Here is a 24990-nt window from a genome sequence, read left to right as displayed (position 1 = left end):
TTTTATCTTGTAAAACGGCCTTTTTAGGTTGCGAACAGCTAAATTTATTCAATCAATATACCGATATAATAGTTATAAGTATCCACTTCGATATTGTCTTTGTTGGCTCCGGGTAAAGTGACTTCTTTCCAACTTCTGTCTACTTCTATAAATTGATAATCACTGTCCTTTTTACGTATCTTCACCGGCATGGTGAAATCTGCCACATCGGAAATCCAACGTGCGTAGGTCTTACCTTCTTTGAAGCGAAACTCCAGGGTAGGAATGTTCGTGTGTTTAACGTATTGTTCAAAGACAGTGCTTAGGTCGCGACCGGCATGTTGACTGATATAATTGACTACATCTTCGTAATTAACGGTTTGATGATAAAATGTTTTGTTCAATCCTCTTAATATCTGCCGCCATTTCTCGTCGTCATTTATAATGGTACGAATCATATTCAGCAATACACCGCCTTTTGGATACATATCACCTGAACCTTCTTGATTTACTCCATAGGGACCCTGCACCGGACTATCGTTTCGGATACCACTCCGGATTCCATGCACATAAGCTTGTCCCGCCTCTTTTCCATAGTTATAGTCGACAAATAGCGCCTCTGAATAATTGGTAAAACTTTCATGTATCCACATGTCCGCGAGGTCCTTCGAAGTGATGTTGTTTCCAAACCATTCATGCCCACTTTCATGAACAATAATGAAATCCCATTTCATGCCCCAACCGGTATCTGATGCATCGCGGCCGCGATAACCATTGGCGTAGCCATTACCATAAGTAACAGCGCTTTGATGCTCCATGCCGGTGTAAGGTACATCCACGAGCTTATAACTGTCCTCGTAAAAAGGATATGGACCGAACCAGTGTTCAAAAGCCTTCAACATAGGAATTACATTAAGCGGGAAGAACTTTTTAGCTTTCGCTTCGTTTTCTCTCAAAACCCAATAGTTTAAATCCAGAGGGCCCTTTTCTCCCTGATAAGTATCTTTAAAGTTGACATAGTCGCCAATGTTAACTGAAACACTGTAATTGTTGATCGGGTTGCGTACAAACCAATCGAATTGGGTGTAGCCGTCTTTACGGTTTGTTTTCTTGATGAGGCGGCCGTTGGAAACATCCGTCAACCCTTTTGGAACGCTCACACTGATTAGCATGCTGTCTACTTCATCCGCTTGATGATCTTTATTAGGCCACCAAACGCTGGCCCCTAGTCCCTGGCAGGCAGTCGCCACCCAAGGTTTACCATTGCTATCCTGAGAGAAAACAAAGCCACCGTCCCATGGAGCTCGTTTAGCAACCTGCGGATTGCCTGAATAAAACACTTGCATTGAATCGACCGAGCCGCGTTTAATATTAGCCGGGAAGTTTACAAATACGGCATTGTAATTACGCGTAAAAGGCATCTCCTGACCATGATAAATGACCTTTTCTACTTTTAAATTGGCAAACAGATCAAACTGTAGCCTGTCGAAGTCCATAGTGGCTTCAAATTTAAAAAGGTTGCTTCCGCTGATGAATTTGTTATCGATATCAACCTTTACGTCTAAGTGATAATACTTGATGTCATAACAAGTACGTAAAGGAGTTAATGTCCCTCTTAGCGAATCTGCCTTTGTAAAGACCGGTTGATCTTTTACCAGTAATTGGGCGGAAGTTACGATAGGCAATAATCCTAATCCAAGGACGTATCCTAATTTTTTATATAGTGTTTTAATCATGATAAAAGTAGTTTTTATTTGTAAGGCCAACGGTAGCCTACAATTAAAACTTATAACCTAGAACGTACAGCCCACTATCTCCCTCCCGGAGGGCAGTATTGTTTTAAATAATTCGTGTACAAACGCGACAAGTGTGCAGACGTGCCCTCACCTTCCGATATCGAATGGCTGCGGTTCGGATATGACATCAATTGAAACTGTTTATTGTGTTTGACCAACTCATTGATGAGCATTTCAGCATTCTGATAATGTACGTTATCATCGCCTGTGCCGTGAATATATAATAAGTTACCTCGCAAGTTTTTAGCATGCGTAATCGGTGAGCCTTTTACATAATCTGCCTGGCTTTCAGGCGGAACGCCCATGTAGCGTTCTTGATAAATATTGTCGTACATGAGTTGGTTCCCCACAGCGGCTACTGCGATGCCTGTTTTATAAATTTCAGGATATTGAAACAATAAATTCAACGTAGAGGAACCTCCGCCGCTCCATCCCCATACGGCCACGCGAGATGAATCTACAAAATTCCATTTTAAGATTTCTTTAGCCGCCATAGCTTGGTCTCGAATGTTGATCGCACCGATGTTGCGATAAATTGCTTTTCTCCAATCTCTACCTTTAGGTGCGGGAGCCCCACGATTTTCTACGGAAATATAGATGTAACCATCATCTGCCATGCTGCCTTCATATAAACGGTTGAATCCCGCGCCGTAGGTGTCGGTAACGGTTTGTCCGGCTGGTTCGCCATATACGTAAAAAACAACAGGATACCTTTTTGTTGAATCGAACTGGCTTGGCTTAACCATCCAACCATCCATCTCTATGCCGTCTATTGTCGTAACTTTGAAAAATTCGGGCTTAGGCGTGCCTTGAGGTAGACTCCGACGAACCGTTGCGGCCAATCTTTCTTGATGATTTGGCAAACTGACAATTTCTCCTGTAAAATATGTCGTGCTGCTGCTAAATTCATGTTCAGCCAGTTTTCCATTTGGTGAAATACGGTAACTATGGGTGCCCGCTTGATCTGTTGGAGATAGTTGAGTCGCTTTACCGCCCTTTATACTTATTTGATACAGATATTTTTGTGTGGCATTTGCCGGTGAGGCACTGAAGTAGATTTTTTCATTACGTTGATCAATTAAATTTATCCCAATAACATCGTAATCTCCTTTGGTAAGTAAGGCTTCCTTACCGGTCATATCTATTTTATAAATATGTCGCCAACCATCTTTTTCACTTACCCATAAAAAAGCCTTGCCATCATCGATCCACTCCCAGCCTGTGGGGTCGTCATCATTCCAACGCGATTTAATGTCTATCCAAGCTTGATCCTGCTCCGTATAGATAGTTTTAGTTTTGCCATCTTCAATTGAGCAAAGCATGATATGGCTTTCCTGTTGTTTACGGTCTAACTGTTGGAGAATAAGTGATTGGCCATCCGGGGTCCATTCCATGCGAGGGATGTAATGCTGTACGGGATCGCCGGGAATGTCCATTTTTTTGTTTTCTTTGGTTTTTACATCGACCACATAAATGAAGCAAGCACTCGGATTTTGTCCCGCTTTGGGATATTCTACCGGGATAGTAAATGAATAAGTGGAGTCTGTTGTGTTCAACATCAGGTAATTGCGAATACTTCTGGCGTCAATTTTCCAATAGGCGATATGTTTGCCGTCGCTTGACCACCGGAATCCATCCCGACAGCCGAATTCTTCTTCATAGGCCCAGTCAAAAGTTCCGTTAATGATGCGGTCGGTCCCATCTTCTGTAAGTTGGCTAATATGATTTGAAGCCAAATCCTCTATATACACGTTGTGCTTGCTAACATAAGCAACGCTCGTACCATCAGGGGATAACTTCGCAAACATTAAGGAAGAAGCAGGAAGCCCCTTGCCCAATTGTTTAAGTTCTTTCTTGTTAATATCATAAACCCAATAATCGCCGCGGGTATGATAACGCCAGACCCGTTTTGTATTGGTAAACAACAAGACTTTCCGGCGATCGGCAGAAATACTAAACTGTTTAACTTTCAATGGTGCGCTACTGTCTTGTGGCGTTAGCGCGGAGCCATCTAAAAAAACGACCGGATGATTGGGATCTAATAACTTAACCTCCAAAACCTGCCCGTCCGAAATTTCATAATATCCGTTACCATCCGGCGTCCATTGTGTTTTTACGCCAGGTTGTGCAAATAAAAAATTAATGGAAAATAAGTTGCTTACAATGAAGCAGATCCATAGTAGGTGGTTTACATGTCTCATGTGTTATATAGCAATTGTTTTTTTAAATAACCGAGTTGTCTTTTCCGTGTTTAAAATTAAGGCGTGGGTTCGCTTTACTAACTGCCTCTTAGTTCCTCTATCTCATCAACGGTTTTGGCTAAATAATTTCCTAAGCGTTGGTTACCTGATGAGGTTACCAAATAGTTGTCCTCAATACGGACTCCACCAAAATCAAGGTAGTGCTCTACTGCTTGGTAATTAATAAAGTCTGCTAGCTTATTAGTTGCTTTCCAACGGGCAAATAACTCAGGTATGAAATAAATACCGGGTTCAACGGTCAATACATAGCCTGCTTCCAGTGCTTTGCCTAAACGTAACGATTTTAAACCAAAAGTAGAGGTGTCTTTTTTTAATGTATCGGTATAGCCAACGTATTGTTCTCCTAAATCTTCCATATCATGCACATCAAGTCCCATCATATGACCCGTACCACATTGGAAGAACAGTGTATGAGCGCCTGCTGACACCGCCTCGGCTGTATCACCCTTAACCAACCCAATTTCTTTTAATCCATTAAATAGTACGGTGCAAGCCTCCAGATGCACGTCAAGGAAACGCACTTGAGGGGCCACCATCGCAGAAGCCTGGTTAAAGGCTTTCAATACAATATTGTAAATTTCTTTCTGCTTCGCACTGAATTGCAGATCCACGGGGAAAGTTCGTGTTAAATCACCCGCATAACCCATAGCAGTCTCCGCTCCGGAATCGTTCAAGACTAATTGCCCTTTTTTTAGGCTGTTATGCTGCTTATGGTTATGTAGTATTTCGCCATGAACAGATAGAATAGTTGGATAAGCTAATCTGCCGCCACCATTTTGTGCGATTTCCTGGATGGCATTGGCAATCTGCAACTCTTTCATTCCTTCTTTGGCCATCTTCATTGCATGAATGTGCATATCCACCGAAGTATTCACAGCTGATTCGATCTGGGTAATTTCTTCTTTACTTTTGATCGATCTTTGAGCGACTACCGCTTTGATAAAGGACACGGAAGCTTTTTTTTCCTGTTCAAGAGGGGGGATGCCTAATAAATGTAAGAGCTTAATTTTATTGGTAGGCTGATAGGGGGGAAGATAACGGATGTTGCGGTTTTTTTTTAATGCATGCTGTAAATAATCTTGTAAATCCTTGGTGGGAAGGACAATACTTAAACCGCTTTTTTCACATTTTTCCCGCAAGGTTTCTTGTCGTCCCATCCATATAATTTCGTCGATCGTGAGCTCGTCTCCAAACAATATTTCTTTATTTTCATCTAAATCGATGACAGCTGCGAGCTTGGGCTCCTGAATACCATAGTAATACAAAAACGAACTATCTTGTCTGAAAGGAAAAGCGTTATCCGCGTAATTCATAGGCTGTTCATCATTTCCTAGGAATAGAAGCAGTCCTTCTGAAAATTGATTTTTAAGTTGATTTCTTCGCTGAATATAAATCGATTTTTCGAACATATCTGTATGTAATAGCTGATGGTTTTAACAAAGGTCTTATCTTTTTTGATAATAAAAAGTAATGATGCGCTTTTTTGACAAAGATCGCCCCATATAACGTCAAATTTAAAGCGTATTACCCATCAGCTGTTGATTATACGCCGGTAAAAATCGCAATTTATTTTGGGGATGGCTCTCCCTTTTTTCTCTTATATTATTCATATTTTAACTAGTTGTTTAGATTCCGGCTGTCAGTCATGCCGTTAGCTAACAAGATCCGTTGTTGCTTCTAGGCAAATAATCCGGAGCTAGTTCGAATACGCGTCAATTAACGAATAATAACCGTATTTTAACCTATTTTGTGATAACTCTTGGATTTATGGGTTAAAAATTGGTAAATTCACGTTACCTAATACACCAAACCAACGATGAAGACACTACAATTCACCATTCCAGTAGCGCATGATCGGACTGTTATTGTTCAGGAAGATTGTATGCCGCACTTCTATCCTCATTTACATCGGCATCATGAAGCCCAACTCATGTGGATCCTAGAAGGAAAAGGTACGTTGATTGCTGACAATAGCATGCATCCCTTTCAAGAGAACGACATTTTCTTGCTCGGCGCCAATCAATCGCATGTTTTTAAAAGTAATGCGGAGTACTTTGACGAGGCTCATCCGAAGCAGGTCCGCTCGATTTCCGTGTTCTTCGATCCAAACGGAAAGTTGGCTTCCTTGTTTAACTTGCCGGAGCTTTATATGCTTCAAAGCTTTGTGAAGGATTACGAAAGAGGCTTTAAAGTGCCGAATGAGTATTTTAAAGAAGTGTCAAGGCGCGTATTGCGCTTAAAGGAAGCCAGTCAAATGGATCAGCTTATGCACTTCTTTTATTTGTTGCGTACGTTATGCCATGTATCAAAGCAAGTAAATGCGTTATCGGGCGGTAAAAACTCCTCGATTTCTGAAAATGAAGGTATCCGTATTGGTTCTATTTACAATTACATAGCCCAAAACTTCACGAAGCCAATCACCTTGGAGGAAGTTGCCGATCAGGCAAATTTAACTCCTCAAGCTTTTTGCCGATATTTTAAAAAGCACACAGGAAATACTTTTGTCGCATTTTTAAACGAAATGCGTGTACACGAGGCTTGTAAAAAATTAACACACCATAAATGTGAAAGTATATCCGGCGTTGCCTATAACTGTGGATTCAATAGTATTACGAACTTTAATAGGGTGTTTAAAAGTGTAATTGGTAATTCGCCAAAAGAATACATGGTGAATTTTCAGCGAAACGTACAGTAGAGATACATTCTTTGATTTGGCTATTTACGCGAGGCAAAGTGCCTTGCTAAAAAAGTTAAAATATGCGCATGATTGATTAATACATGGATGGATACCTTTAAATGTTCGTTTTACTTTTGAAAAAAAATAAGAACTATAATGAGTAAAGAACTTTGGAAAGGAATTTATCCTGCATTATTAACTCCATTTAAAGAAAGTGGAGAGATCGATTTTGATATGTTCGGTAAGAATCTGACTGCCCAACTTGAAGGGGGCGTACATGGTTTGATTTTAGCGGGCTCATTAGGTGAAGCCAGTACGTTAACTACACAGGAAAAATACGATTTATTGACATATACCGTTAACTTTGTAACGGGTAAAGACGTTCCTGTTATTTTGGGTATTGCGGAACAAGCTACCGCTGAAGCGATCAAAATCGCCCGGAAAGCAGAGGAATTAGGTGCAGATGGATTGATGGTATTGCCACCTATGCGCTATAAGGCAGATGATAGAGAAACAGTAATTTTTTTCACAACGATAGCGAACAGTACAAGTCTTCCTATCATGGTTTACAACAACCCTGTTGACTATGGTAATCTGGTAACGTTGGATATGTTTGAACAACTGGCTACTGTACCCAATATCCAGGCCGTTAAGGAGTCTACGCGCGATTTGACCAATATCACCCGTATGATCAATCGATTTGGCGGCCGTTTTAAGATTTTAGGTGGAGTTGATACCATTACTACAGAAGCTTTACTAATGGGAGCGGATGGGATTGTGGCCGGCTTAGTGGACGCTTATCCAAAAGAAACGGTTGCGATCTATGATTATGTAAAAGCGGGTAAAATAGAAAAAGCATTAGCTATATTCCGTTGGTTTTTGCCTTTACTAGAGTTAGATATCCATGCCAAACTAGTTCAATACATCAAATTAGCGGCAACGAGTGAGGGTATTAGTAATGAAACCGTGCGTGCACCTCGCCTACCGTTAGTAGGTGAAGAACGCGAACGTATATTGAAAGTTATTGCCGATAGTAAGGTGAATAGGCCAAACTTGGAAACAAAGGGTTCCGGTAGCCTAGTTTAATTATTGAAAGGAAATAGAATGTACACAGAAACACCACAGGAACAAGTCAAGGAATTACTGCACAAGGCAGAAGAAGCATTTCAATACCTAAAAGGAAGAAGCGCAATCGATAGAGCAGGTTTAATGTATGCGATTGCAGCCAAAATAGAGGGATTGGGGACTGAATTGATCGCAACAGCAATGGAAGAGAGCCACCTTCCCGAGGCTCGTCTGATCGGAGAGAAAGCCCGGACTGTCTTTCAATGGAGAAGCTATGCCGATCATATAAAAGATGGCCTATGTTTTGAAGCAAGAATTGATACAGCGATTCCAGACAGAACACCACCGAAGCCGGATTTGCGTAAAATCAAGGTTGGGGTTGGTCCGGTAGTTGTTTTTGGTGCAAGTAATTTCCCCTTTGCTTTTTCGACCGCCGGTGGAGACACGGCGAGCGCTATCGCAGCGGGTTGCCCGGTAATTCTTAAAGCACATCCGGGACATCCCAAGACTTCAGCATTAATGGCGGAGGCTATTTTCGGCGCGATAAAAGAAGAGGGATGGCATGATGGAATTTTTTCCCACATATACGGTAATTCAAACGAGTCGGGGGCTTATCTTGTTCAACATCCTATAGTCAAATCGGTTGCGTTTACGGGCTCTTATGGAGGAGGGAAAGCGTTATTTGATTTGGCTAATCAACGAAAGGAGCCCATACCGGTATTCGCTGAGATGGGTAGTGTAAACCCAGTCTTTGCGCTGCCGGAAAAAATGGCGACTGATCCGCGAGGTTTAGCGAACCAGTATTTAAGTTCGCTAACGCTCGGTGTGGGTCAATTTTGTACCAATCCAGGTGTACTCATCGCTGTCAAGGGGAAAGATCTTGAGACATTTAAAGAAGTTCTCCGCCAAGAAGTTTTAAGTTGCCCTCCAGCGAACATGCTTCATGCAGGCATTGCTAAAGCTTACCATGCCAATAGCGAACGCATGTTAACGGAATCCACCATTCGCGTAATAGGCAAAGCAGAACAAATCGCTGCAGAAGGCCAAGGAGCTGCGCTGCTTGTTGAAACCGATGCGAAAAGCGTTGTAGAAAATGACGCTTTACTTGAAGAGGTGTTTGGTCCTTTCGGATTAATCGTGGCGTGCGAGAGCGAAGAGGAAATGCTGAATATTGCCGATCATATAAAAGGACAGCTAACAATTACTGTGGCTGCCACCGAGGCGGATGCCGTCAGACATAGTAAATTAATAAGTCTTTTACAGGATAAGTGTGGGCGATTGTTGTTTAACGGTATGCCTACCGGCGTAGAGGTATGTATAGCTATGCAGCATGGAGGGCCTTTTCCGGCAACGACAGATGCACGGTTCACCTCCGTTGGATCAGATGCTGTGCAGCGTTTTCTACGTCCCATCTCTTTTCAAAATTGGCCGAACGCACTATTGCCTGATGCCTTGAAAAATGAAAATCCCCTAGGTATTTATCGTACTGTAAATAGCGTATTGACGAAGGACGCTTCTGCGTTGTAAGTTATAAATTTTAAGGAAGGTAGTGGGGCTTTTCAAGCGAATAAAATTAATAGCTAAAATATTTAATTTAACAGCAGCTAATAGCTAAAGGCTAATTGCTACAACAATGAAAAAAACTTTTTTCTGTATAGACGCCCATACCTGTGGCTGCCCGGTACGGCTCGTTGCAGGCGGCGGCCCACTGTTGGAGGGGAATTCCATGATGGAGCGACGTTTGCACTTCATGAAAGAATACGATTGGATTCGGAAGGGGCTGATGTTTGAGCCACGGGGCCATGATATGATGAGTGGAAGTATATTGTATCCACCTTGCGATCCGGCGAATGATATCGGCGTACTATATATAGAAACCAGTGGCTGTTTGCCCATGTGTGGACATGGCACAATCGGGACGGTTACTATTGCTATTGAAGAGGGCTTGGTTGAACCCAAGACACCCGGTAAATTACGTCTCGAAACACCGGCAGGTCTGGTCTTAATTGATTACAAACAAGAAGGTAAACGGGTTAAGTCCGTTAAATTGACGAATGTTAAATCGTTCTTATACGCGGAAGGACTTGAAGTAGTTTGCCCTGATTTAGGGATGATACGTGTTGATGTTTCCTTTGGAGGTAATTTCTATGGTATCATTGATCCACAGGAAAATTTCGAGGACATCAACCGGTTTTCTGCCAGCCAACTCATTTACTACGGTAAAGTAATTCGAAAGCTATTAAATGAAAAGTATCAGTTTATTCATCCGGAGAACAGTAATATTTCGGGTCTAAGCCATATACAATGGACAGGGAGTGTTTTGGATCCTTCGTCAACTGGGCGAAATGCAGTACTTGTAGGAGAGAATGCATTAGATAGGTCTCCATGTGGCACCGGCACTTCTGCACGAATGGCTCAATGGTACGCCAAGGGCAAGCTGAAAAAAGGAGATCGGTTTATTCACGAAAGTTATATCGGGTCAAAATTTCTTGGTACGATCGAGGAAGAGGCTACGATAAATGGAAAACCGGCTATTATACCCGGTGTAGAGGGCTGGGCTTTAATTACAGGATATAATCATATCATCATTGATGATGAGGACCCTTATGCTTTCGGTTTTCAGGTGATTTAAATTCAAAAGTAAACAGTAAAAATTCAAAAGTAAAAAAGTCTGTTATGCGTTTCAGTTTGGTTCTTGGTAAATTCAAAAAGCCGAGAACGGACAAAGAAAGCTGACAACTAGTATGCTAACACATGGATAAAGAAAATAAGGGGAGTGTTCTGATTATTGGAGGAGGTATTGCTGGATTATGTTCAGCCTATTATCTGTTAAAAGATGGTTGGAAAGTTACGCTTCTAGACAGCGGTGATTTAAAAGACAACTGTTCTTATGGTAACGCCGGAATGCTGGTTCCCAGTCACTTTACACCACTCGCGGCTCCAGGTATTGTGGCGCAGGGAATCAAGTGGATGTTTAACAGCAAGAGCCCATTTTATGTAAAACCGAGTTTGAGTGCTAATCTTATCTCTTGGGGGTTAAAGTTCATTAAACACGCGAATGCTACCCATGTTAACCGTTCTGCACCAAGTATTCGCGACCTAAATCTCCTGAGCAGTAACTTATACGACGAAATGGTGAAAACGGATGAATTCTCCTTTGAATTAGCACATAAAGGAATTCTCATGCTATATAAAACAGAGAAAATGGCAGAGGAAGAAATCCATTTGGCTGAAACGGCGAAAGCACTGGGTTTGGACGTAGAGGCTTTGTCGAAAGAGCAAGTACAATTGTTGGAACCAAATAATAAGCTTGATGTATTGGGCGCGGTACACTATCGTTGCGATGGTCATTTATATCCACAAGCGCTAATGGCGCAGCTTATTGCTTTTGTGAGACAAAAGGGTGCAGTGATACATGAGCACACTACGGTAACGGGTTTTGAATCCGGTATGGGAAAATTGCAGGCCGTTATTGCCGGAAACAAGAAGTTCAGTGCCGATAAATTTGTGATGACCGGAGGCGCTTGGTTGCCGGCAATTGCAAAAAAGGCGGGACTTCGGATTCCGTTAATGCCGGGAAAGGGTTACTCGTTTATGTATAAACCTCAGGAGCATACGTTATCGCATCCATCATTGTTACTCGAAGCGAGGGTGGCCGTAACTCCCATGCATGGTCATATTCGCTTCGGAGGAACCATGGAATTGGCCGCTTTGAACGAAGATATTAACATGAACCGCGTACAGGGCATCGTTGAAGCTATTCCCCGCTACTATCCCGAATTAAAAGTGGCTATGCCGGAGCGAAAAGACGTTTGGTTCGGTTTCCGACCTTGTTCGCCCGATGGCTTACCATACCTCGGGTACACTAAACAGTTAAAGAACTTGATTATAGCCGGAGGGGGTGGAATGATGGGACTTAGCTTAGGGCCTGCCTATGGAAAGGTCGTCTGCGAATTGGCAAATGAGCTGCCAAGTTCATCTGATATATCGCTATTTTCACCCGAACGTTTTGCTTAATTAGCCGTAAACTCACTGGCCCCGTCAGCAAATATCTGAATAGAACTTAATAATCAAATGATCAAAAGAAGCCTGCCTTACTAAGCACAGGCTTTTTTTGATCCTTGTAAGCAATTATTTCGCATTTTTCTTTTCCGTTACTTCATTACGGATGTCTTGAGCTAACGCTTTAGTTTGTTGTAATGCGCCTCTTAATCTTGTGCCAGCGGCCTTATTTCCTTTTTCGTAGAATGCAAGAGCGTCTTTTTCAGCTTGAGCAATAAGTTCTTTCAGTTTAGAGAATTTTTCCATAATACTTATAAATTTTTATGGGTTTATAAAATTAAGTTAATGATTTTGCTAAACTACGTTTTTTTATTAAAATGCAATAGGCTTTTTAAATTTTATTTGCCCCCTAACGCATTTCTCAGTGCAGTTACTTCTGCACTCGTATGTTTTGCTCCCGAAAACAGTTTCTGCGTGTCCGAATTAGCCCCGTAATAATTACTATTGGCTGTTTTATCAAAAGCTATATTAGAACCATTAATACTGATGCCGGCAAAAAGCCCCTTACTTCTCGAATAGGAATAAACTTCTGCGTCCAGTTTATAATCTGTATTGGCGCTCGTACTTCGGCCTACAGGACCTGCCGCAGCCGAAAGATCGCCACCAATGGTAAAGTCTCCGTTCTTAGCATTTGTTAAAGCTTCTTTATGCTTAAATAAAAGCACTAAATCTACTGCTTGCACCCCTGCTTGAAATCCAATACTACCACCGGTAATCGTTACAAATACCGGATCACTCCATTCTCCGGAAGCAAGTTTTACCATTGCAACACCCTTTCCTCGTTTTCCACCTATACCAAATCCTGCGTTGATCATTTTTGGGATAATGACGATTCCCTTTGAGTCTTCCAGCATGGATGCGGGTATACTTTCTTTCATGTTTGTGAAGTCTTCAAAGACACTTGCTGCTTTTTGAATCCGTTCAGCTTCTTTATCTACGATATATGACGAGCTCAGCACGCATATTAGGGCCAATAAAATTGGGGCCGCTATCCATTTTCTAATTATCTTCATACGCTTTATTAACGGTTTACCAATTAAAATAGTGTGCGCTAACTGCTATGGGTTATAAATTTTAAGTTCTATGGGTTTGAGCTTAAAACCTACAACTTATCTTGAAAGGTGGATGCGCTTATATTCCAGTGGAGTAACGCCTTTTTGTTTTTTGAAATGCCGATAGAAATTAGATACATTGTTAAATCCACATTCGAAGCAAATGACTTCCGTTGGTAAAATATTCTCGATCAATAAACGGCAAGCGTGGCTAATCCGAATCTCAATTAGAAAATCGTAATAGCTTTTTCTGGTCATCATTTTGAAGTAGCGACAAAAAGAAGTTACGCTAAGGTTGCTGATCGCCGCGATTTCTTTCAATGTTATCTCCGATTTATAATTACTAAAGGTGTAGGTATAGACTTTATTCAACCGAATGGTGTCGGCTTCATTGGGCGAAGTGAAGGCATGGTATTTATTCGTTATAAGTCTATACTCATCGCTTTCCGCTAATGTTTTTAAAATAGATAACAATAGAATAATACGTTCCAAATTTTCAGCAGTAGCACAATCATGCATTAGCTGTGCAACTTTTTTCTGCGTTTCTCCGTAAAATATCATTCCGCTCTTGGCTTTTTCGTACAATTTTGGAATAAGGTAGGCTTCCGGTATATTAATCCAATCCTTGCCCAGACAATCCGGCAAAAACTGCATAACGATGGCTTCAATATTAAAATTCGGATCTTGTTGAAAATACTCTTCTCGACAGCGCCAGGCATGAGGTAGGTTTTCGCCTAATAAAATAATTTCACCCGAAGAAAAATTGTCTATGTGATCACCAATAAACCGTACACCCTCCCCTTTAATATTGTAGTGCAACTCCAATTCGGGATGGTAATGCCAAACATTACCAAAGTTCGGCATGATATCATGATTGATGCTAAAGGAACTCTCTGATTTTACAGGAACTTTTTTTAAACGAGGTTTCATTGCGTACTTTTTTAACGAGTATCTTATAATATCCGACCAATCTATCACCACTTTATGTCATATGATAACTCGATCCTTAAAGGTATGTAAACAAGTTTGGTTAGCTTGTTATGCTTGTTATAGCATGATTTCCTCAAATGTAAGATGTTTATAGTTTCTATGCAAATATTGTATAGGATGAGGGGAAAATTGTACAACAAAGTGGTTTTACCGAGCCCTATATTTGAATTTCATTTATAGCCGGTGTAAGTCTCTAATAATAAGGAAAGATAGCGGCCATTATAAACTTTTGGGACTTCTGGGGAAGACCCATTGAAATTCATATAGAAGCTGACAATTGCGTTTTTGATGATGACAGTTCTACGAGATATAAGTGTTAATTTTCCAAACAAGATACTTTTTGGAAGCGGATGTTTGAATCAAATAGCATCTGATATTGCGCCTTTAGGCCTAAAGAAGGTACTGATCGTCAGTATAGCACCTTTATTGCCCACTATACAAAGCTTGATCAAGCAATTAGATAACATCGGGATACAAGTTTTTCTTCATACAGGAATAGAACAAGAACCTTCTTTCGATGATTTTAATCAGCTGATAAATAGCTATGTAGCGGAAGATATCGATGGTGTAATAGGTATTGGCGGTGGCAGCGTACTGGATATAGCAAAACTTGCAGCCGTGCAGTTAAAAAGTGATCAAAAGCTGGGAGCGATTGTCGGTAAAAATTTAATTCGAGAGAGACGGATTAAGCTAATCTGTGTACCAACCACTGCGGGTACGGGAAGTGAAGCTTCGCCTAATGCGATTTTTATCGATCCGGTCGACCATCAAAAAAAAGGAATAATCAGCCCTTTTTTGGTACCCGATCTAGTTTGTGTGGATCCTTTATTGACGCATAGCGTACCTGCCGGGGTAACCGCCGCTACCGGGCTTGATGCGCTTACACACTGCTTGGAAGCATATACGAATAAATTTGCTCATCCTTTTATCGATATATACGCTTTAGAAGGAATAAAGTTAATAGCAGCCAATTTAGTAAAGGCTGTTGAGGACGGTAGCCATGAGTTTGCTCGCGCGCAAGTAGCGATGGGAAGCTTATTCGGTGGGATTTGCCTTGGACCGGTCAATACGGCGGCCGTGCACGCCCTGGCTTATCCTTTAGGGACGCGTTTCCAAATAGCGCATGGCTTATCCAATGCGTTACTTCTACCCCATGTGATGACTTTTAACATTCCCGCAGCACCCGATCGTTACGCAGCGGTTGCGCTCGCATTGGGATGTGAAAAGTTAGCCGATGACCGAGGGACTGCTATGGCGGGTGTTGAAAAAATAAAGCAAATTATTCGAGCATGTAATCTTCCGGCTAGATTAAGAGATTTAAATATTCCGGAAACTTCGATACCTCAGTTGGCCGAAGATGCCATGAAAATAACAAGATTATTAGTAAACAATCCAAGGGAAATTACCATAGATGATGCAATATCTATTTATCGCGAGGCTTATTAAACGACTGACGCCTGAATGCCAAAATAGATAGATGTAAACAAAACAAAAGACTGACAGATGAAGACAAAAAAGAAATACCATGGTACCATTGTTCCCTTAGTAACACCCATAAATACAAAATATCAACTTGATAAAGAAGCGGTCGCCCGAATTTTGGAGAATTTAAAACAGTTCAATGCGTCTCCCTTTATTTTGGGTACAACCGGCGAGTCCGCATTGCTGACTAACCAATTGAAACTAGAGTATCTTGAAACAGTTGCCGGTATTCGATCAACTGAACATAAGCTATATGTTGGAATATCATCCAATTCAATGAAGGAAACCATTGATTTTTCGAAACGTTGTTTCGAGTTTGGCGCGGATGCGGTGGTTGCTACGCTTCCATTTTATTACAAGCTATCAGAACGTCAAATAAAGAAGTATTTTCTGCAATTAGCCGATCATGTGGACGGTCCAATGGTTATTTATAATATACCCGCTACCACCCATATGTCTATACCGCTAAATCTATTAGACGAGTTAAGTCTGCACGACAATATCGTAGCTACCAAAGATTCCGAACGATCAGAAGAACGTCTTCAGGAATCATTGTCTCGTTGGGCCGATAGGCCTGATTTTAGTCATCTGCTCGGTTGGGCTGCGAAGTCCGCGTATGCACTTCTACATGGTAGCGACGGTTTGGTACCTAGTACGGGGAATTTAGCGCCTTCCATTTACGACGAAATGTACAAGGCCATTGCTGAAGGCTCCGAAGAGAAAGCATACTATTATCAACGACAATCGGACCTATTGGGCGATCTTTATCAAAAAGGAAGAACCTTAGGCGAATCTCTATGGGCGCTAAAAATCCTGATGCAATCAGTTGGTTTATGTGAACCCCATGTGATGCCGCCGCTTCAAGGGTCATCCACAGAAGAAATCAATCTTTTAAAGGAGTCGTTTCAGCAACTTATTAAGGAAGAAGGAATAAAACTGAATATTTATAATCATGTCTGAGAAGCCAATTATTGGAATTACTATGGGCGATCCGGCTAGTATCGGGCCTGAAATTGCCGTTAAGGCGCTACTATCAAAAAAAGTCTATGATGCATGCCGACCGCTACTGATAGGAAATGCCAACGTATTTCAACATATCATAAATGCATTGGATATTCAGGTTTCAATCCATTCAATACAACATATAGAAGACGCAAAGTTTATTTATGGCCAACTGGATGTATATGATTTGGGACCTGTTGATTTAAATGCGATTCATTTTGGACAAGTGTCGGCTGCGGCGGGAGATGCTGCCTTTCGATCGGTAAAAAAGGTGATTGAATTGGCGATGGACGGTCAGATTGATGCCACGGTGACAGGCCCCATTAATAAAAAATCGATTAGTGAAGCTGGGCATCAATATCCCGGACATACCGAAATCTATGCACATTATACCAATACCAAAAAATATGCGATGCTATTGGTAGAAGAGCAAATGCGCGTTATTCACGTATCAACACACGTTTCCCTCCGTCAAGCCTGTGATCTGGTAAAGAAGGATCGTATTTTAGAGGTGATTGAATTGCTTCAAAACGGGCTGATCAGTTTAGGCTTAAGAAATTTAAAGATCGGTGTGGCCGGCCTTAATCCACATGCAGGCGATTCAGGACTGTTCGGAACGGAAGACGACGAAGAGATTGCCCCTGCTGTAGCGGAGGCAGGGCAGCTTGGATATGATGTGGAGGGGCCTGTACCTGCAGATACCCTGTTTTCCAAGGCCGCTACCGGCTATTACGGAGGAATTGTAGCCATGTATCATGATCAAGGCCATATTCCCTTTAAATTAACCGGATTCAAATGGAATCCTGAAAAGAAGCAGATGGATAGCGTGAAGGGAGTTAATATCACCATGGGATTGCCCATTATTCGCACGTCCGTGGATCACGGTACGGCCTTTGAAATCGCAGGCAAGGGTATTGCCAGTGAGGACGCGATGCTCTTGGCGATCGAAGCAGCAACACAATTAGCATTAAACAAAGTGTCTAGCACATGATTATTGTAATCGCAGATGATTTAACCGGAGCCACTGAATTAGGAGGGGTCGCCCTACGTTATAACCTTCAGGTAGAAATTACGAATCAAATAGACGTTTCTATAACTTCGGGAACCGATCTGTTGGTAATCAATACAGACACGCGGTCAATGGCTATAGAGCAGGCGATGGAGCGGTTGGACAACGTACTGAGATGGATAAAGACGCTTTCCTTTACACATATATTTAAAAAGGTAGATTCTGTATTAAGAGGACATATAGTTGCTGAGCTTACAGCGCAAATGCTTGCTATTGGTGCCAAACGGGCATTATTGCTCCCTGCTAATCCACGGTTAGGCCGGACAATCCGAAAGGGAAAATACTATGTGCAAGATAAACCAATTCATGAGACGGCTTTTTCGTGCGATCCCGAATTTCCTGTTAAAAATGCCAATGTCTTGGAAATGCTTGGAGCGCAAGGAGACGTGCAGATAAAATCATGGAGTGACACGTTACCTGCACATGGCCTTGTTGTAGGCGAAATAGCGACAGAACAGGACATTAGTAAATGGGTACAAATTGCACCGGAGGATACCCTGCTTGCAGGCGGGTCTTCCGCATTTATTGCTTTTCTTGAGCATAAAGCAAAGGCATTAAGGTGCGAACCATTGGAGGGAAATAAGTCATTTACAGGATTCAGGAGACCTTCATTATACATCTGTGGAAGCAATTATGAGAAAAGTATACAAAGAATTAAGGCTTGGCGTATGGTGAATGAACCTGTTTGCTACCTTCCGATCAGTAAACCGGGGGAAAATATGGATGAAGAAGAGCTCTACCGTTGGATGGAACGGGTGAAGGCTGCGCTAATGCATCATCAAAAAGCAATAATCGCCTTTGATAATGAGCTAGTATCCAGTATGCCATTAACTCCAAGCTTCTTAAGGATAAGCATGGCAAAAATGGTCGATCGCCTCTTGAATGAAGTCACCATCCAAGAACTGATAATAGAAGGGGGAGCCACGGCCGGAACGATATTAGCACATCGGCAGATCGGACAATTAAAACCAGTGGAAGAATTAGCTCCAGGGGTAATTCGCTGTAGCATATATAAAGAGCCAAAAATATGGATAACTTTAAAACCGGGTAGTTACAACTGGTATACGCTATAGCACAAATACTAACACTAAAACAACCAACATTATGACAAAAACTGCATTAGGGGCGGTGGATTATGGTATCATAGTTATCGTTATTATGATTACCCTGTATATGGGGATGCGCTATGCAAAAAATCAAACGTCTACGCACTCATTTTTTTCGGCAAGGGGTAGGGTTCCGTCGTGGGCTATCGGTATTTCGCTCTTGGCCACGCTGATAAGCAGTGTCACTTTTCTCGGCTACCCAAGCGAAGGATTCACATCCAACTGGATTTTATTGGTCCAAGGGTTAATGGTGCCAATTGTATTGCTGCTTAGTATATGGTTTATCGTACCTATGTACAGAAAGGTAATCGGATTAAGCACCTATGAATATTTTGAAAAGCGCTTCGGATCATTCGCCCGTTATTACAGTTCCATTGCCTTTGTTCTCCGCCAATTCTCCGGAATGGGGACCGTGTTATACCTATTGGCAGTTGCTTTAAGTAGTATGACAGGAGCCAATACTTTTTGGGTAATCGCCGGTACCGGGGCTATTATCATTACTATTAATTTGCTTGGTGGTTTGGAGGCCGTTATCTGGTTAGATGTTTTTCAGGGATTTATGCTGTTTTTAAGCGGAATCATCTGTCTGCTATTGATATTCTTTGCCGTTGATGGCGGTGCTAAACAAGTATGGCATATTGCCCAAATGAATCATCGAACCGGCTTCGGACCTTATGACTTCGATTTTAAAAATCTGACCTTCATCGTCGTTGCCATTAATGGCTTATTTTATGGAATACAAAAATACGGCACTGACCAAACGGTTGTTCAGCGATACTTAACTGCTAAGACAGACAAGGGAGCTATTGGAGCTTCGCTATTAGGTATCTTACTTACCGTACCCGTTTGGGCGCTGTTCATGTTCATTGGAACTGCCTTATTTGCATACTATACTCAGCAACCGCTACCAGCAAATGTAAATGCCAATAGTGTGTTCCCCTATTTTATTATGACCGAACTGCCAACAGGTGTTGTGGGGTTTGTGTTAGCGGCCATGATCTCTGCTGCAATTTGTAGTTTAAGTGCCGATCTTAACTCCTTGGCAGCAGTAGGGGTAGAAGATTACTATAAAAAGATAAAACCGGGAAAAACAGATCGTATCTATTTAGCTAGTAGTAGATGGATTGTAGTATTATCGGGCATCATTACCATCATAATAGGCTTCGTATATGCTTATTTGGGAAGTGAAGGGATTTTAGGGGTTATTTTTACATTATATGCTATATTTTCAGGTGGCATTGTCGGAATCTTTCTGTTAGGGCTGTTTTCAAGTAGGGCCAATGAAAAAGGCGTTAATATTGCTATTGTAACATGTATATTTTTCACAGCTTATGCACTTTTAACGTCAACGGAAGTCGGTATAGGAGATAATAAGTACAAACTGCTGGATTTAGGCACCTTTAATTTTACCCATCACAAGCTTATGCTTGGTGTATATAGCCATATTCTGGTGGTCGTAGTAGGCTATATTAGCAGCCTATTCTTTCCAAAACCGTCAATCAATGAAAATTTGCTTTACAGTGGCTGGTTGAAGCTAAGAAGGGAGAGAAAGCAACAACAAGCTCATACCGTAATAAGCGAAAAGTTTAAAGAAGGGGGTGAAACCTCTGCAAGAGAAAACGGGAAGCGAAAGCTCTTTGTTGGCTAACCTGATCACCGGATAAAGCTATTTGATTTTAGCGAGTTAATTCCTATGTTTGGGTAAAACTAATATCAAGCCTAAAGATATGTTTTATTTTTACCCTTCAAGCGGAAAGAAGCCGGTCATTTTAATTTTATTGATAATTGTTTCTTTGACAGTTAATGCGCAGTTTAAGCGTATCGGTTTAAAGGAGGGTTTATCCAATAATTCCGTTACCACGATTTTCCAAGATCGATATGGATTTATGTGGGTGGGTACTTTTGATGGTTTAAACCAATATGATGGCTATCAGTTTAGGACTTTCAAAAACAGCCTTGATGATTCTTTATCCTTACCAAACAATAGAGTATCAGCCATCGAAGAAGATGGCGCCGCTAATCTTTGGGTAGGAACCAAAATGGGCGTTTATCGTCTCGATAAATCTAAATGGAGTTTCTTCCCTCTTTTTTATAGGGAGGAAAACAAACCAATCAACCCCGATATAAAGGTTACCACTCCTATAAATGCCTTACTAAAAATGGAAAACGGCAACCTGCTGATTTGTACGGCTGGACAGGGTTTGCTGCTTCATGACCCAAATACAAATAGAGCAAAGCAAATTCCGTTAAAATGTGATAAACAGTTAACCTATCAATTTCACGCACAGGCTGCTGTAATGAGTAGTAAACAAACGGTTTGGGTCTTCGTGCAGAACGTAGGGCTCATGTATTATGATGCTACGAAGGGATTCCTGGAATTGGTCGACCACAAGGTTTGGCAGGCTAACTGCTTGGTGTCAGATAAGCAGGGAAGTATATGGATAGGTAATAATAAGGGTCTTCATCGACTTCGAAAATCGCAGCATAATAGATTCATCTATCAGCATTATGCATCCATAGGTAGTCAACCTGTCATGAGCCTAAGTCTCGATAAACAAGGGCAAATATGGGTTGGATCAGATGGAGGAGGTGTATTTCAGATTAATCCTCAAACGGAAGAACATCAAGGCTTTTTTGCAGGCGACGCGGCCGATAATCTATCAAGCGCTGCCGTATACGCAATATATATAGATAATGCCGATCGGAAATGGATCGGCACCTTAAGAGGCGGTTTAAATATACTGGATAAAACGGCTAATCGGTTTAAATTGGTGCAACGTAATGGTAATCATCCGAATGCCTTAAGCAGTAACTTTATTATTTCTTTTTGTGAACAAGATCGTGATCATGTTTGGATAGGTACCGACGGTTCGGGAATAAGCTTGTGGAACCGATCTACCAATACATTTAAAAACTTTAAGCACGATCCTCACAATAGCAATAGCATCAGTAATAATTATGTGGTGAATATTATAAAAGACGATGAAGAAAATCTGTGGATTGCAACTTATGGCGGCGGAATTAACAAGTTTAACCTTCGAACCCGTCAATTTAAGCGATATCGTTGCGTTAATACCGTGTACCGATATGAAGAAGCGAACGTATGGGCACTTTATAAAGATAGCAAAGGAGGTATATGGGCAGGAACCTTGTCGGACGGAGGGCTTTATCGGCTTAATAAGAAAGGAGACTACTTTGAGCTTGCGGACCATTCGATTACCAACCTGCTTACTATTACGGAAGATGAAGACGGACAGTTATGGGGAGGAACGTTCAACAGTTTGATAAAAATAGATCTCCAAGCCAAACAGCATGTCCGGTTTCCTTTGGGTAGTGCGATACGTGCCATTAAGCCGAGTGGAAAGGGAAAATTCTGGTTAGCCACCGAAGGTAAGGGTTTAATGCTTTTTGATAAGGTGAAAAGATCATTTAAAACCTATTCAGAATCCGATGGGTTGCCCGAAAATGCCGTATTGAATATCTTAGAAGACAACAGCAACCATTTGTGGTTGAGTACCTTCAACGGTTTATCAGAATTTTCTCCTCGCGACAATACCTTTCGTAATTTCTTTGCTGCCGACGGGTTACAGAGCAATCAGTTTAACTATAATGCAGCGTTGAAACTATCTACCGGCGAATTGTTGTTCGGCGGTATAAATGGATTCAATATCTTTCTTCCAGAGACGATAACATCGTTAGAAAGTAAAGCACCGTTGCGGATTACGGGCATCCGAATAAATAATAAGCCAATAGAAAATTCGGATTTAAATACCGGCGAGAGCGGACTTAGTGAGATTAATACACTTAAACTTCCTTATGATCGTGCGGTACTTTCGGTAGATTTTGCAGCTTTAAATTATAGTTTTCAAGATAAAATCAATTATGCATTCTACTTAGCGGGCTGGGAAGACAATTGGAATTATGTCGGCCATACTCGGAGTGCAAATTATGGGAAATTGCCTCCGGGAAAATACGTTTTACATATTAAAGCCTCCGATGCCGATGGGCAGTGGATGCCAAATGAACGCTTACTTTACATACAGGTATCACCGCCCTGGTGGGCTACTTGGTGGGCTTATGGTTTGTATGGTATTATCTTTCTATTTACTGTGACAGGTTATAATCGCTATAGAAAAAGCAGTTTGCAACTAAAATATGAAGTGGAAAGGGCAAAAGTGGAGAAAGAAAAGGAACACGAATTGAATGAAAAGAAAATCGCGTTTTTCACACACGTTTCGCATGAACTTCGTACACCCTTAACGCTCATTATTAATCCAATTAGAACCTTGCTGATGAAAGAAAAGGCACAGGATCTAGAGATTTTGCAAAGCGTATACCGGAATAGTAAACGGCTTTTAAGTATGGTAGATCAATTGCTTTTATTTAAAAAGGCAGAAAGTGATTTGGATAACCTAAAGATCGTTCAGCTTAATGCCGACGAGCTGTGTCAGGAAATTTATCAATGTTATGAGCAGCAGGCTAAGTTAGCATCGATTGACTTTTTTTTGGAATTGCCCGAAACAACCGAGCCTATCTATGCTGACCGGGAAAAAATAGAAGTTATTTTGTTTAATCTGCTCACCAATGCCTTTAAGTTTACTGCAACAAGAGGCACGGTGACATTGAAACTACGTTTTCACGAGGATAAAGTTCAGTTCCTGGTAGAAGACAATGGTTGTGGAATACCGCGTGAATATCAGAACGAACTGTTTGAGAAATTTGCGCGACATGCACATGGACAACAAAGTGGCTTCGGAATAGGCTTATACCTCTCCAAAAAATTTGCCGAACAACATGTGGGAACGCTGGATTATTTCAATCGGCCTGATGGGGGTAGTACCTTTATCCTTTCTTTACCGCGTGGGCGACAGCATTTGCAAGATCGCTTAATTTACGAAGACATCGGTCAGAAATCGATGTTCTTGGAAGAACTTTTGGAAGAGCCGATCAGTAGACCGCATATAATAGATTCGTACGCTAAAGGCAAGACAATGGTGCCTACAACTTTAATCAATAAAAAGCCGTTGATGATGATAATCGACGATAACCAAGAAATCGTTGATTATCTATATAGGTGCTTTGAACCAAGCTTTTCTTTGATGGTTTTTCATAACGCTAAGGATGCATTGGCAGCTTTGCCGAGTAAAATAGCTGACATTGTTCTTTGTGATGTGATGATGCCGGATATGGATGGACTTCAGTTTGTAGAGGAGCTGAAAAAAAACAAACTTTGGCATAAAATTCCTGTGATTTTATTGACTGCAAGTACTTCAGAAGAAAATAAACTTAAAGGTATAGAGTTAGGGGCTGACGATTATGTTAGCAAACCCTTTAATGAAGTTCATTTGCAGGCAAGAATACAGGCCCTGTTAAAACAAAAAAAGGTAATTGAAGAAACATTTTATGAACAGGTAACTTTGTCAACCCGCATCGGCATTTCTGAAGAAGAGGTAGCTTTTTTACAACGCTGCGAGGACATTGTTCTCAAACACTTGCATCATGAATTTACTATTAAGAGCCTTGCGGCCGAAATAGGGATGAGTCATTCGGCACTTTATAAAAAGATTAAGAGTCTGTCAGGACGTACCGCCAATGAGTTTATGCGTCTGATTAAACTAAGAAAAGCAGCGCAAACACTGTTAAAAGAGGACGTAAATATCAATGAAGTGTCAATAATCGCGGGGTTCAATGATGTAAAGTACTTTCGCGAGCAGTTTCAAAAGGAATTTAGCATGACGCCTTCTGAATATGTAAGAAAGTATAAAGGATTATTTCAAAAGAAGTATCAAATTAGTTGATCGCTGTCTATATTAAAATCAAATCGACTTCTCCAGTCCGGAGAAGAACCGGTTCCTCTTGTGTTTACCTTCAGCGGATATTTTGGTTATATACTAACAGTACCCGCTATATAGAAAATGAAAGAAAAGCGAAGAGATAGTAAAGGAGTAGTGAAGGATACGTGGACCTGATGTGGACTAAAGGTGGACTTGACGTGGAGTTCATGTGGATTATTGGATTGTTTTTTTTAAGAGAAAGAAATGATCACGGGTTGTATAGAAGGTAATGCAAAAATACGAATTGATTTAATATTTCGGAATTTTACTACCGGAAGTCAAGCAAAAAAGCCAACGGCATTTACACCGTTGGCTCTTATGAACAAGCATTATCTGTTTATTTACCAAATTATTTGACCTCTTTTTTTGCGGTAGCTGTTTGCACGACGGCTGAGGTTTTACTTTCTCCTTTTAACGCATGGCTTTTACGATGCTTTTTTACACCTTCACCTTTTTTTTGAACTTCAGTTTTAGCTGATACTGTTTCTTTTTTAACATTTTGTTGTGCGAATGCGCCGAAAGTTGATGCAACTAATGCAAGCGCTAAAATTGTTTTTTTCATGGTATTTATCTTTTTAATACATCGGAAGCTTTTGACGGCTCTTTCAATTTATG

General features: G+C 41.2%; 18 protein-coding genes. 11 read left to right on the top strand and 7 right to left on the bottom strand.

Annotation, left to right across the window (positions count from 1 at the left end; all coding sequences use genetic code 11):
• Positions 1-44: 44 nt before the first annotated feature.
• The 3 genes from FKG96_RS01970 to FKG96_RS01960 form a co-directional block, all read right to left on the bottom strand.
• Positions 45-1715 (bottom strand): M1 family metallopeptidase, encoded by a 1671-nt coding sequence (locus tag FKG96_RS01970; RefSeq protein ID WP_130854839.1) that lies wholly within the window; start codon positions 1713-1715, stop codon positions 45-47.
• A 74-nt stretch (positions 1716-1789) separates the two neighbouring features.
• Positions 1790-3976 (bottom strand): S9 family peptidase, encoded by a 2187-nt coding sequence (locus tag FKG96_RS01965; protein WP_149105112.1) that lies wholly within the window; start codon positions 3974-3976, stop codon positions 1790-1792.
• A 77-nt stretch (positions 3977-4053) separates the two neighbouring features.
• Positions 4054-5445: an aminopeptidase P family protein gene (locus tag FKG96_RS01960; RefSeq protein ID WP_149105111.1), complete on the bottom strand. Its 1392-nt coding sequence runs from the start codon at positions 5443-5445 to the stop codon at positions 4054-4056.
• Between the two features lie 407 nt (positions 5446-5852).
• Here FKG96_RS01960 and FKG96_RS01955 point away from each other — a divergent pair, with 407 nt between their 5' ends.
• The 5 genes from FKG96_RS01955 (at position 5853) to FKG96_RS01935 (ending at position 11795) form a co-directional block, all read left to right on the top strand.
• Positions 5853-6731, top strand: a complete 879-nt coding sequence (locus tag FKG96_RS01955; RefSeq protein ID WP_013664291.1) for an AraC family transcriptional regulator — start codon at positions 5853-5855, stop codon at positions 6729-6731.
• A gap of 138 nt (positions 6732-6869) precedes the next feature.
• On the top strand, positions 6870-7799 hold the full coding sequence (locus FKG96_RS01950; RefSeq protein WP_130854842.1) for a dihydrodipicolinate synthase family protein: 930 nt from the start codon (positions 6870-6872) through the stop codon (positions 7797-7799).
• Positions 7800-7817: 18 nt separating this feature from the next.
• Positions 7818-9305, top strand: coding sequence for an aldehyde dehydrogenase (NADP(+)) (locus FKG96_RS01945; RefSeq protein ID WP_130854843.1), 1488 nt, complete (start codon positions 7818-7820; stop codon positions 9303-9305).
• A 106-nt stretch (positions 9306-9411) separates the two neighbouring features.
• Positions 9412-10410, top strand: coding sequence for a 4-hydroxyproline epimerase (locus FKG96_RS01940; protein ID WP_149105110.1), 999 nt, complete (start codon positions 9412-9414; stop codon positions 10408-10410).
• A 122-nt stretch (positions 10411-10532) separates the two neighbouring features.
• Positions 10533-11795, top strand: a complete 1263-nt coding sequence (locus FKG96_RS01935; protein WP_130854845.1) for an FAD-binding oxidoreductase — start codon at positions 10533-10535, stop codon at positions 11793-11795.
• A gap of 114 nt (positions 11796-11909) precedes the next feature.
• Here the strand turns inward: FKG96_RS01935 and FKG96_RS01930 are convergent, their stop codons facing one another.
• From FKG96_RS01930 to FKG96_RS01920, 3 genes are all read right to left on the bottom strand, one after another.
• Positions 11910-12086 carry a hypothetical protein gene (locus FKG96_RS01930; protein ID WP_013664286.1) on the bottom strand — a complete coding sequence of 59 codons (177 nt, stop codon included), beginning with the start codon at positions 12084-12086 and terminating at the stop codon, positions 11910-11912.
• Between the two features lie 92 nt (positions 12087-12178).
• On the bottom strand, positions 12179-12853 hold the full coding sequence (locus tag FKG96_RS01925; protein WP_130854846.1) for a lipid-binding SYLF domain-containing protein: 675 nt from the start codon (positions 12851-12853) through the stop codon (positions 12179-12181).
• A 96-nt stretch (positions 12854-12949) separates the two neighbouring features.
• On the bottom strand, positions 12950-13822 hold the full coding sequence (locus FKG96_RS01920) for an AraC family transcriptional regulator (RefSeq protein WP_013664284.1): 873 nt from the start codon (positions 13820-13822) through the stop codon (positions 12950-12952).
• A 348-nt stretch (positions 13823-14170) separates the two neighbouring features.
• Between FKG96_RS01920 and FKG96_RS01915 the strand changes: the two genes are divergently transcribed.
• The 6 genes from FKG96_RS01915 (at position 14171) to FKG96_RS01890 (ending at position 24339) form a co-directional block, all read left to right on the top strand.
• The gene (locus FKG96_RS01915) at positions 14171-15328 is read left to right on the top strand and encodes an iron-containing alcohol dehydrogenase (protein ID WP_130854847.1); all 1158 of its coding nucleotides are present in this window, start codon (positions 14171-14173) and stop codon (positions 15326-15328) included.
• A 57-nt stretch (positions 15329-15385) separates the two neighbouring features.
• Entirely contained in the window at positions 15386-16324 is a 939-nt protein-coding gene (locus tag FKG96_RS01910) for a dihydrodipicolinate synthase family protein (protein WP_013664282.1), read from the top strand.
• Complete coding sequence (gene pdxA, locus FKG96_RS01905; RefSeq protein ID WP_130854848.1) at positions 16317-17357, top strand: 4-hydroxythreonine-4-phosphate dehydrogenase PdxA; 1041 nt, start codon at positions 16317-16319, stop codon at positions 17355-17357. The genes FKG96_RS01910 and pdxA overlap by 8 nt, the downstream gene beginning before the upstream one ends.
• Entirely contained in the window at positions 17354-18508 is a 1155-nt protein-coding gene (locus tag FKG96_RS01900) for a four-carbon acid sugar kinase family protein (RefSeq protein ID WP_130854849.1), read from the top strand. The genes pdxA and FKG96_RS01900 overlap by 4 nt, the downstream gene beginning before the upstream one ends.
• Positions 18509-18539: 31 nt before the next feature.
• Positions 18540-20189 (top strand): sodium:solute symporter, encoded by a 1650-nt coding sequence (locus FKG96_RS01895; RefSeq protein ID WP_149105109.1) that lies wholly within the window; start codon positions 18540-18542, stop codon positions 20187-20189.
• A gap of 79 nt (positions 20190-20268) precedes the next feature.
• Positions 20269-24339 (top strand): two-component regulator propeller domain-containing protein, encoded by a 4071-nt coding sequence (locus FKG96_RS01890; protein ID WP_149105108.1) that lies wholly within the window; start codon positions 20269-20271, stop codon positions 24337-24339.
• Positions 24340-24724: 385 nt separating this feature from the next.
• On the opposite strand, the gene FKG96_RS01885 is transcribed toward FKG96_RS01890, so the two are convergent.
• Entirely contained in the window at positions 24725-24937 is a 213-nt protein-coding gene (locus tag FKG96_RS01885) for a hypothetical protein (RefSeq protein ID WP_130854852.1), read from the bottom strand.
• Positions 24938-24990 lie beyond the last annotated feature (53 nt).

Source organism: Olivibacter sp. LS-1, from assembly GCF_008245145.1.
Lineage (GTDB): Bacteria > Bacteroidota > Bacteroidia > Sphingobacteriales > Sphingobacteriaceae > Olivibacter > Olivibacter oleidegradans.
The sequence above is the reverse complement of the archived record's forward strand: the minus strand, read 5'-3'. Positions and strand labels throughout refer to the sequence as shown.

Coding starts and splice junctions, on each gene's coding strand:
- FKG96_RS01970 (WP_130854839.1), bottom strand. CDS start 1,715: ATGATTAAAACACTATATAAAAAATTAGGATACGTCCTTGGATTAGGA.
- FKG96_RS01965 (WP_149105112.1), bottom strand. CDS start 3,976: ATGAGACATGTAAACCACCTACTATGGATCTGCTTCATTGTAAGCAAC.
- FKG96_RS01960 (WP_149105111.1), bottom strand. CDS start 5,445: ATGTTCGAAAAATCGATTTATATTCAGCGAAGAAATCAACTTAAAAAT.
- FKG96_RS01955 (WP_013664291.1), top strand. CDS start 5,853: ATGAAGACACTACAATTCACCATTCCAGTAGCGCATGATCGGACTGTT.
- FKG96_RS01950 (WP_130854842.1), top strand. CDS start 6,870: ATGAGTAAAGAACTTTGGAAAGGAATTTATCCTGCATTATTAACTCCA.
- FKG96_RS01945 (WP_130854843.1), top strand. CDS start 7,818: ATGTACACAGAAACACCACAGGAACAAGTCAAGGAATTACTGCACAAG.
- FKG96_RS01940 (WP_149105110.1), top strand. CDS start 9,412: ATGAAAAAAACTTTTTTCTGTATAGACGCCCATACCTGTGGCTGCCCG.
- FKG96_RS01935 (WP_130854845.1), top strand. CDS start 10,533: ATGGATAAAGAAAATAAGGGGAGTGTTCTGATTATTGGAGGAGGTATT.
- FKG96_RS01930 (WP_013664286.1), bottom strand. CDS start 12,086: ATGGAAAAATTCTCTAAACTGAAAGAACTTATTGCTCAAGCTGAAAAA.
- FKG96_RS01925 (WP_130854846.1), bottom strand. CDS start 12,853: ATGAAGATAATTAGAAAATGGATAGCGGCCCCAATTTTATTGGCCCTA.
- FKG96_RS01920 (WP_013664284.1), bottom strand. CDS start 13,822: ATGAAACCTCGTTTAAAAAAAGTTCCTGTAAAATCAGAGAGTTCCTTT.
- FKG96_RS01915 (WP_130854847.1), top strand. CDS start 14,171: ATGATGACAGTTCTACGAGATATAAGTGTTAATTTTCCAAACAAGATA.
- FKG96_RS01910 (WP_013664282.1), top strand. CDS start 15,386: ATGAAGACAAAAAAGAAATACCATGGTACCATTGTTCCCTTAGTAACA.
- pdxA (WP_130854848.1), top strand. CDS start 16,317: ATGTCTGAGAAGCCAATTATTGGAATTACTATGGGCGATCCGGCTAGT.
- FKG96_RS01900 (WP_130854849.1), top strand. CDS start 17,354: ATGATTATTGTAATCGCAGATGATTTAACCGGAGCCACTGAATTAGGA.
- FKG96_RS01895 (WP_149105109.1), top strand. CDS start 18,540: ATGACAAAAACTGCATTAGGGGCGGTGGATTATGGTATCATAGTTATC.
- FKG96_RS01890 (WP_149105108.1), top strand. CDS start 20,269: ATGTTTTATTTTTACCCTTCAAGCGGAAAGAAGCCGGTCATTTTAATT.
- FKG96_RS01885 (WP_130854852.1), bottom strand. CDS start 24,937: ATGAAAAAAACAATTTTAGCGCTTGCATTAGTTGCATCAACTTTCGGC.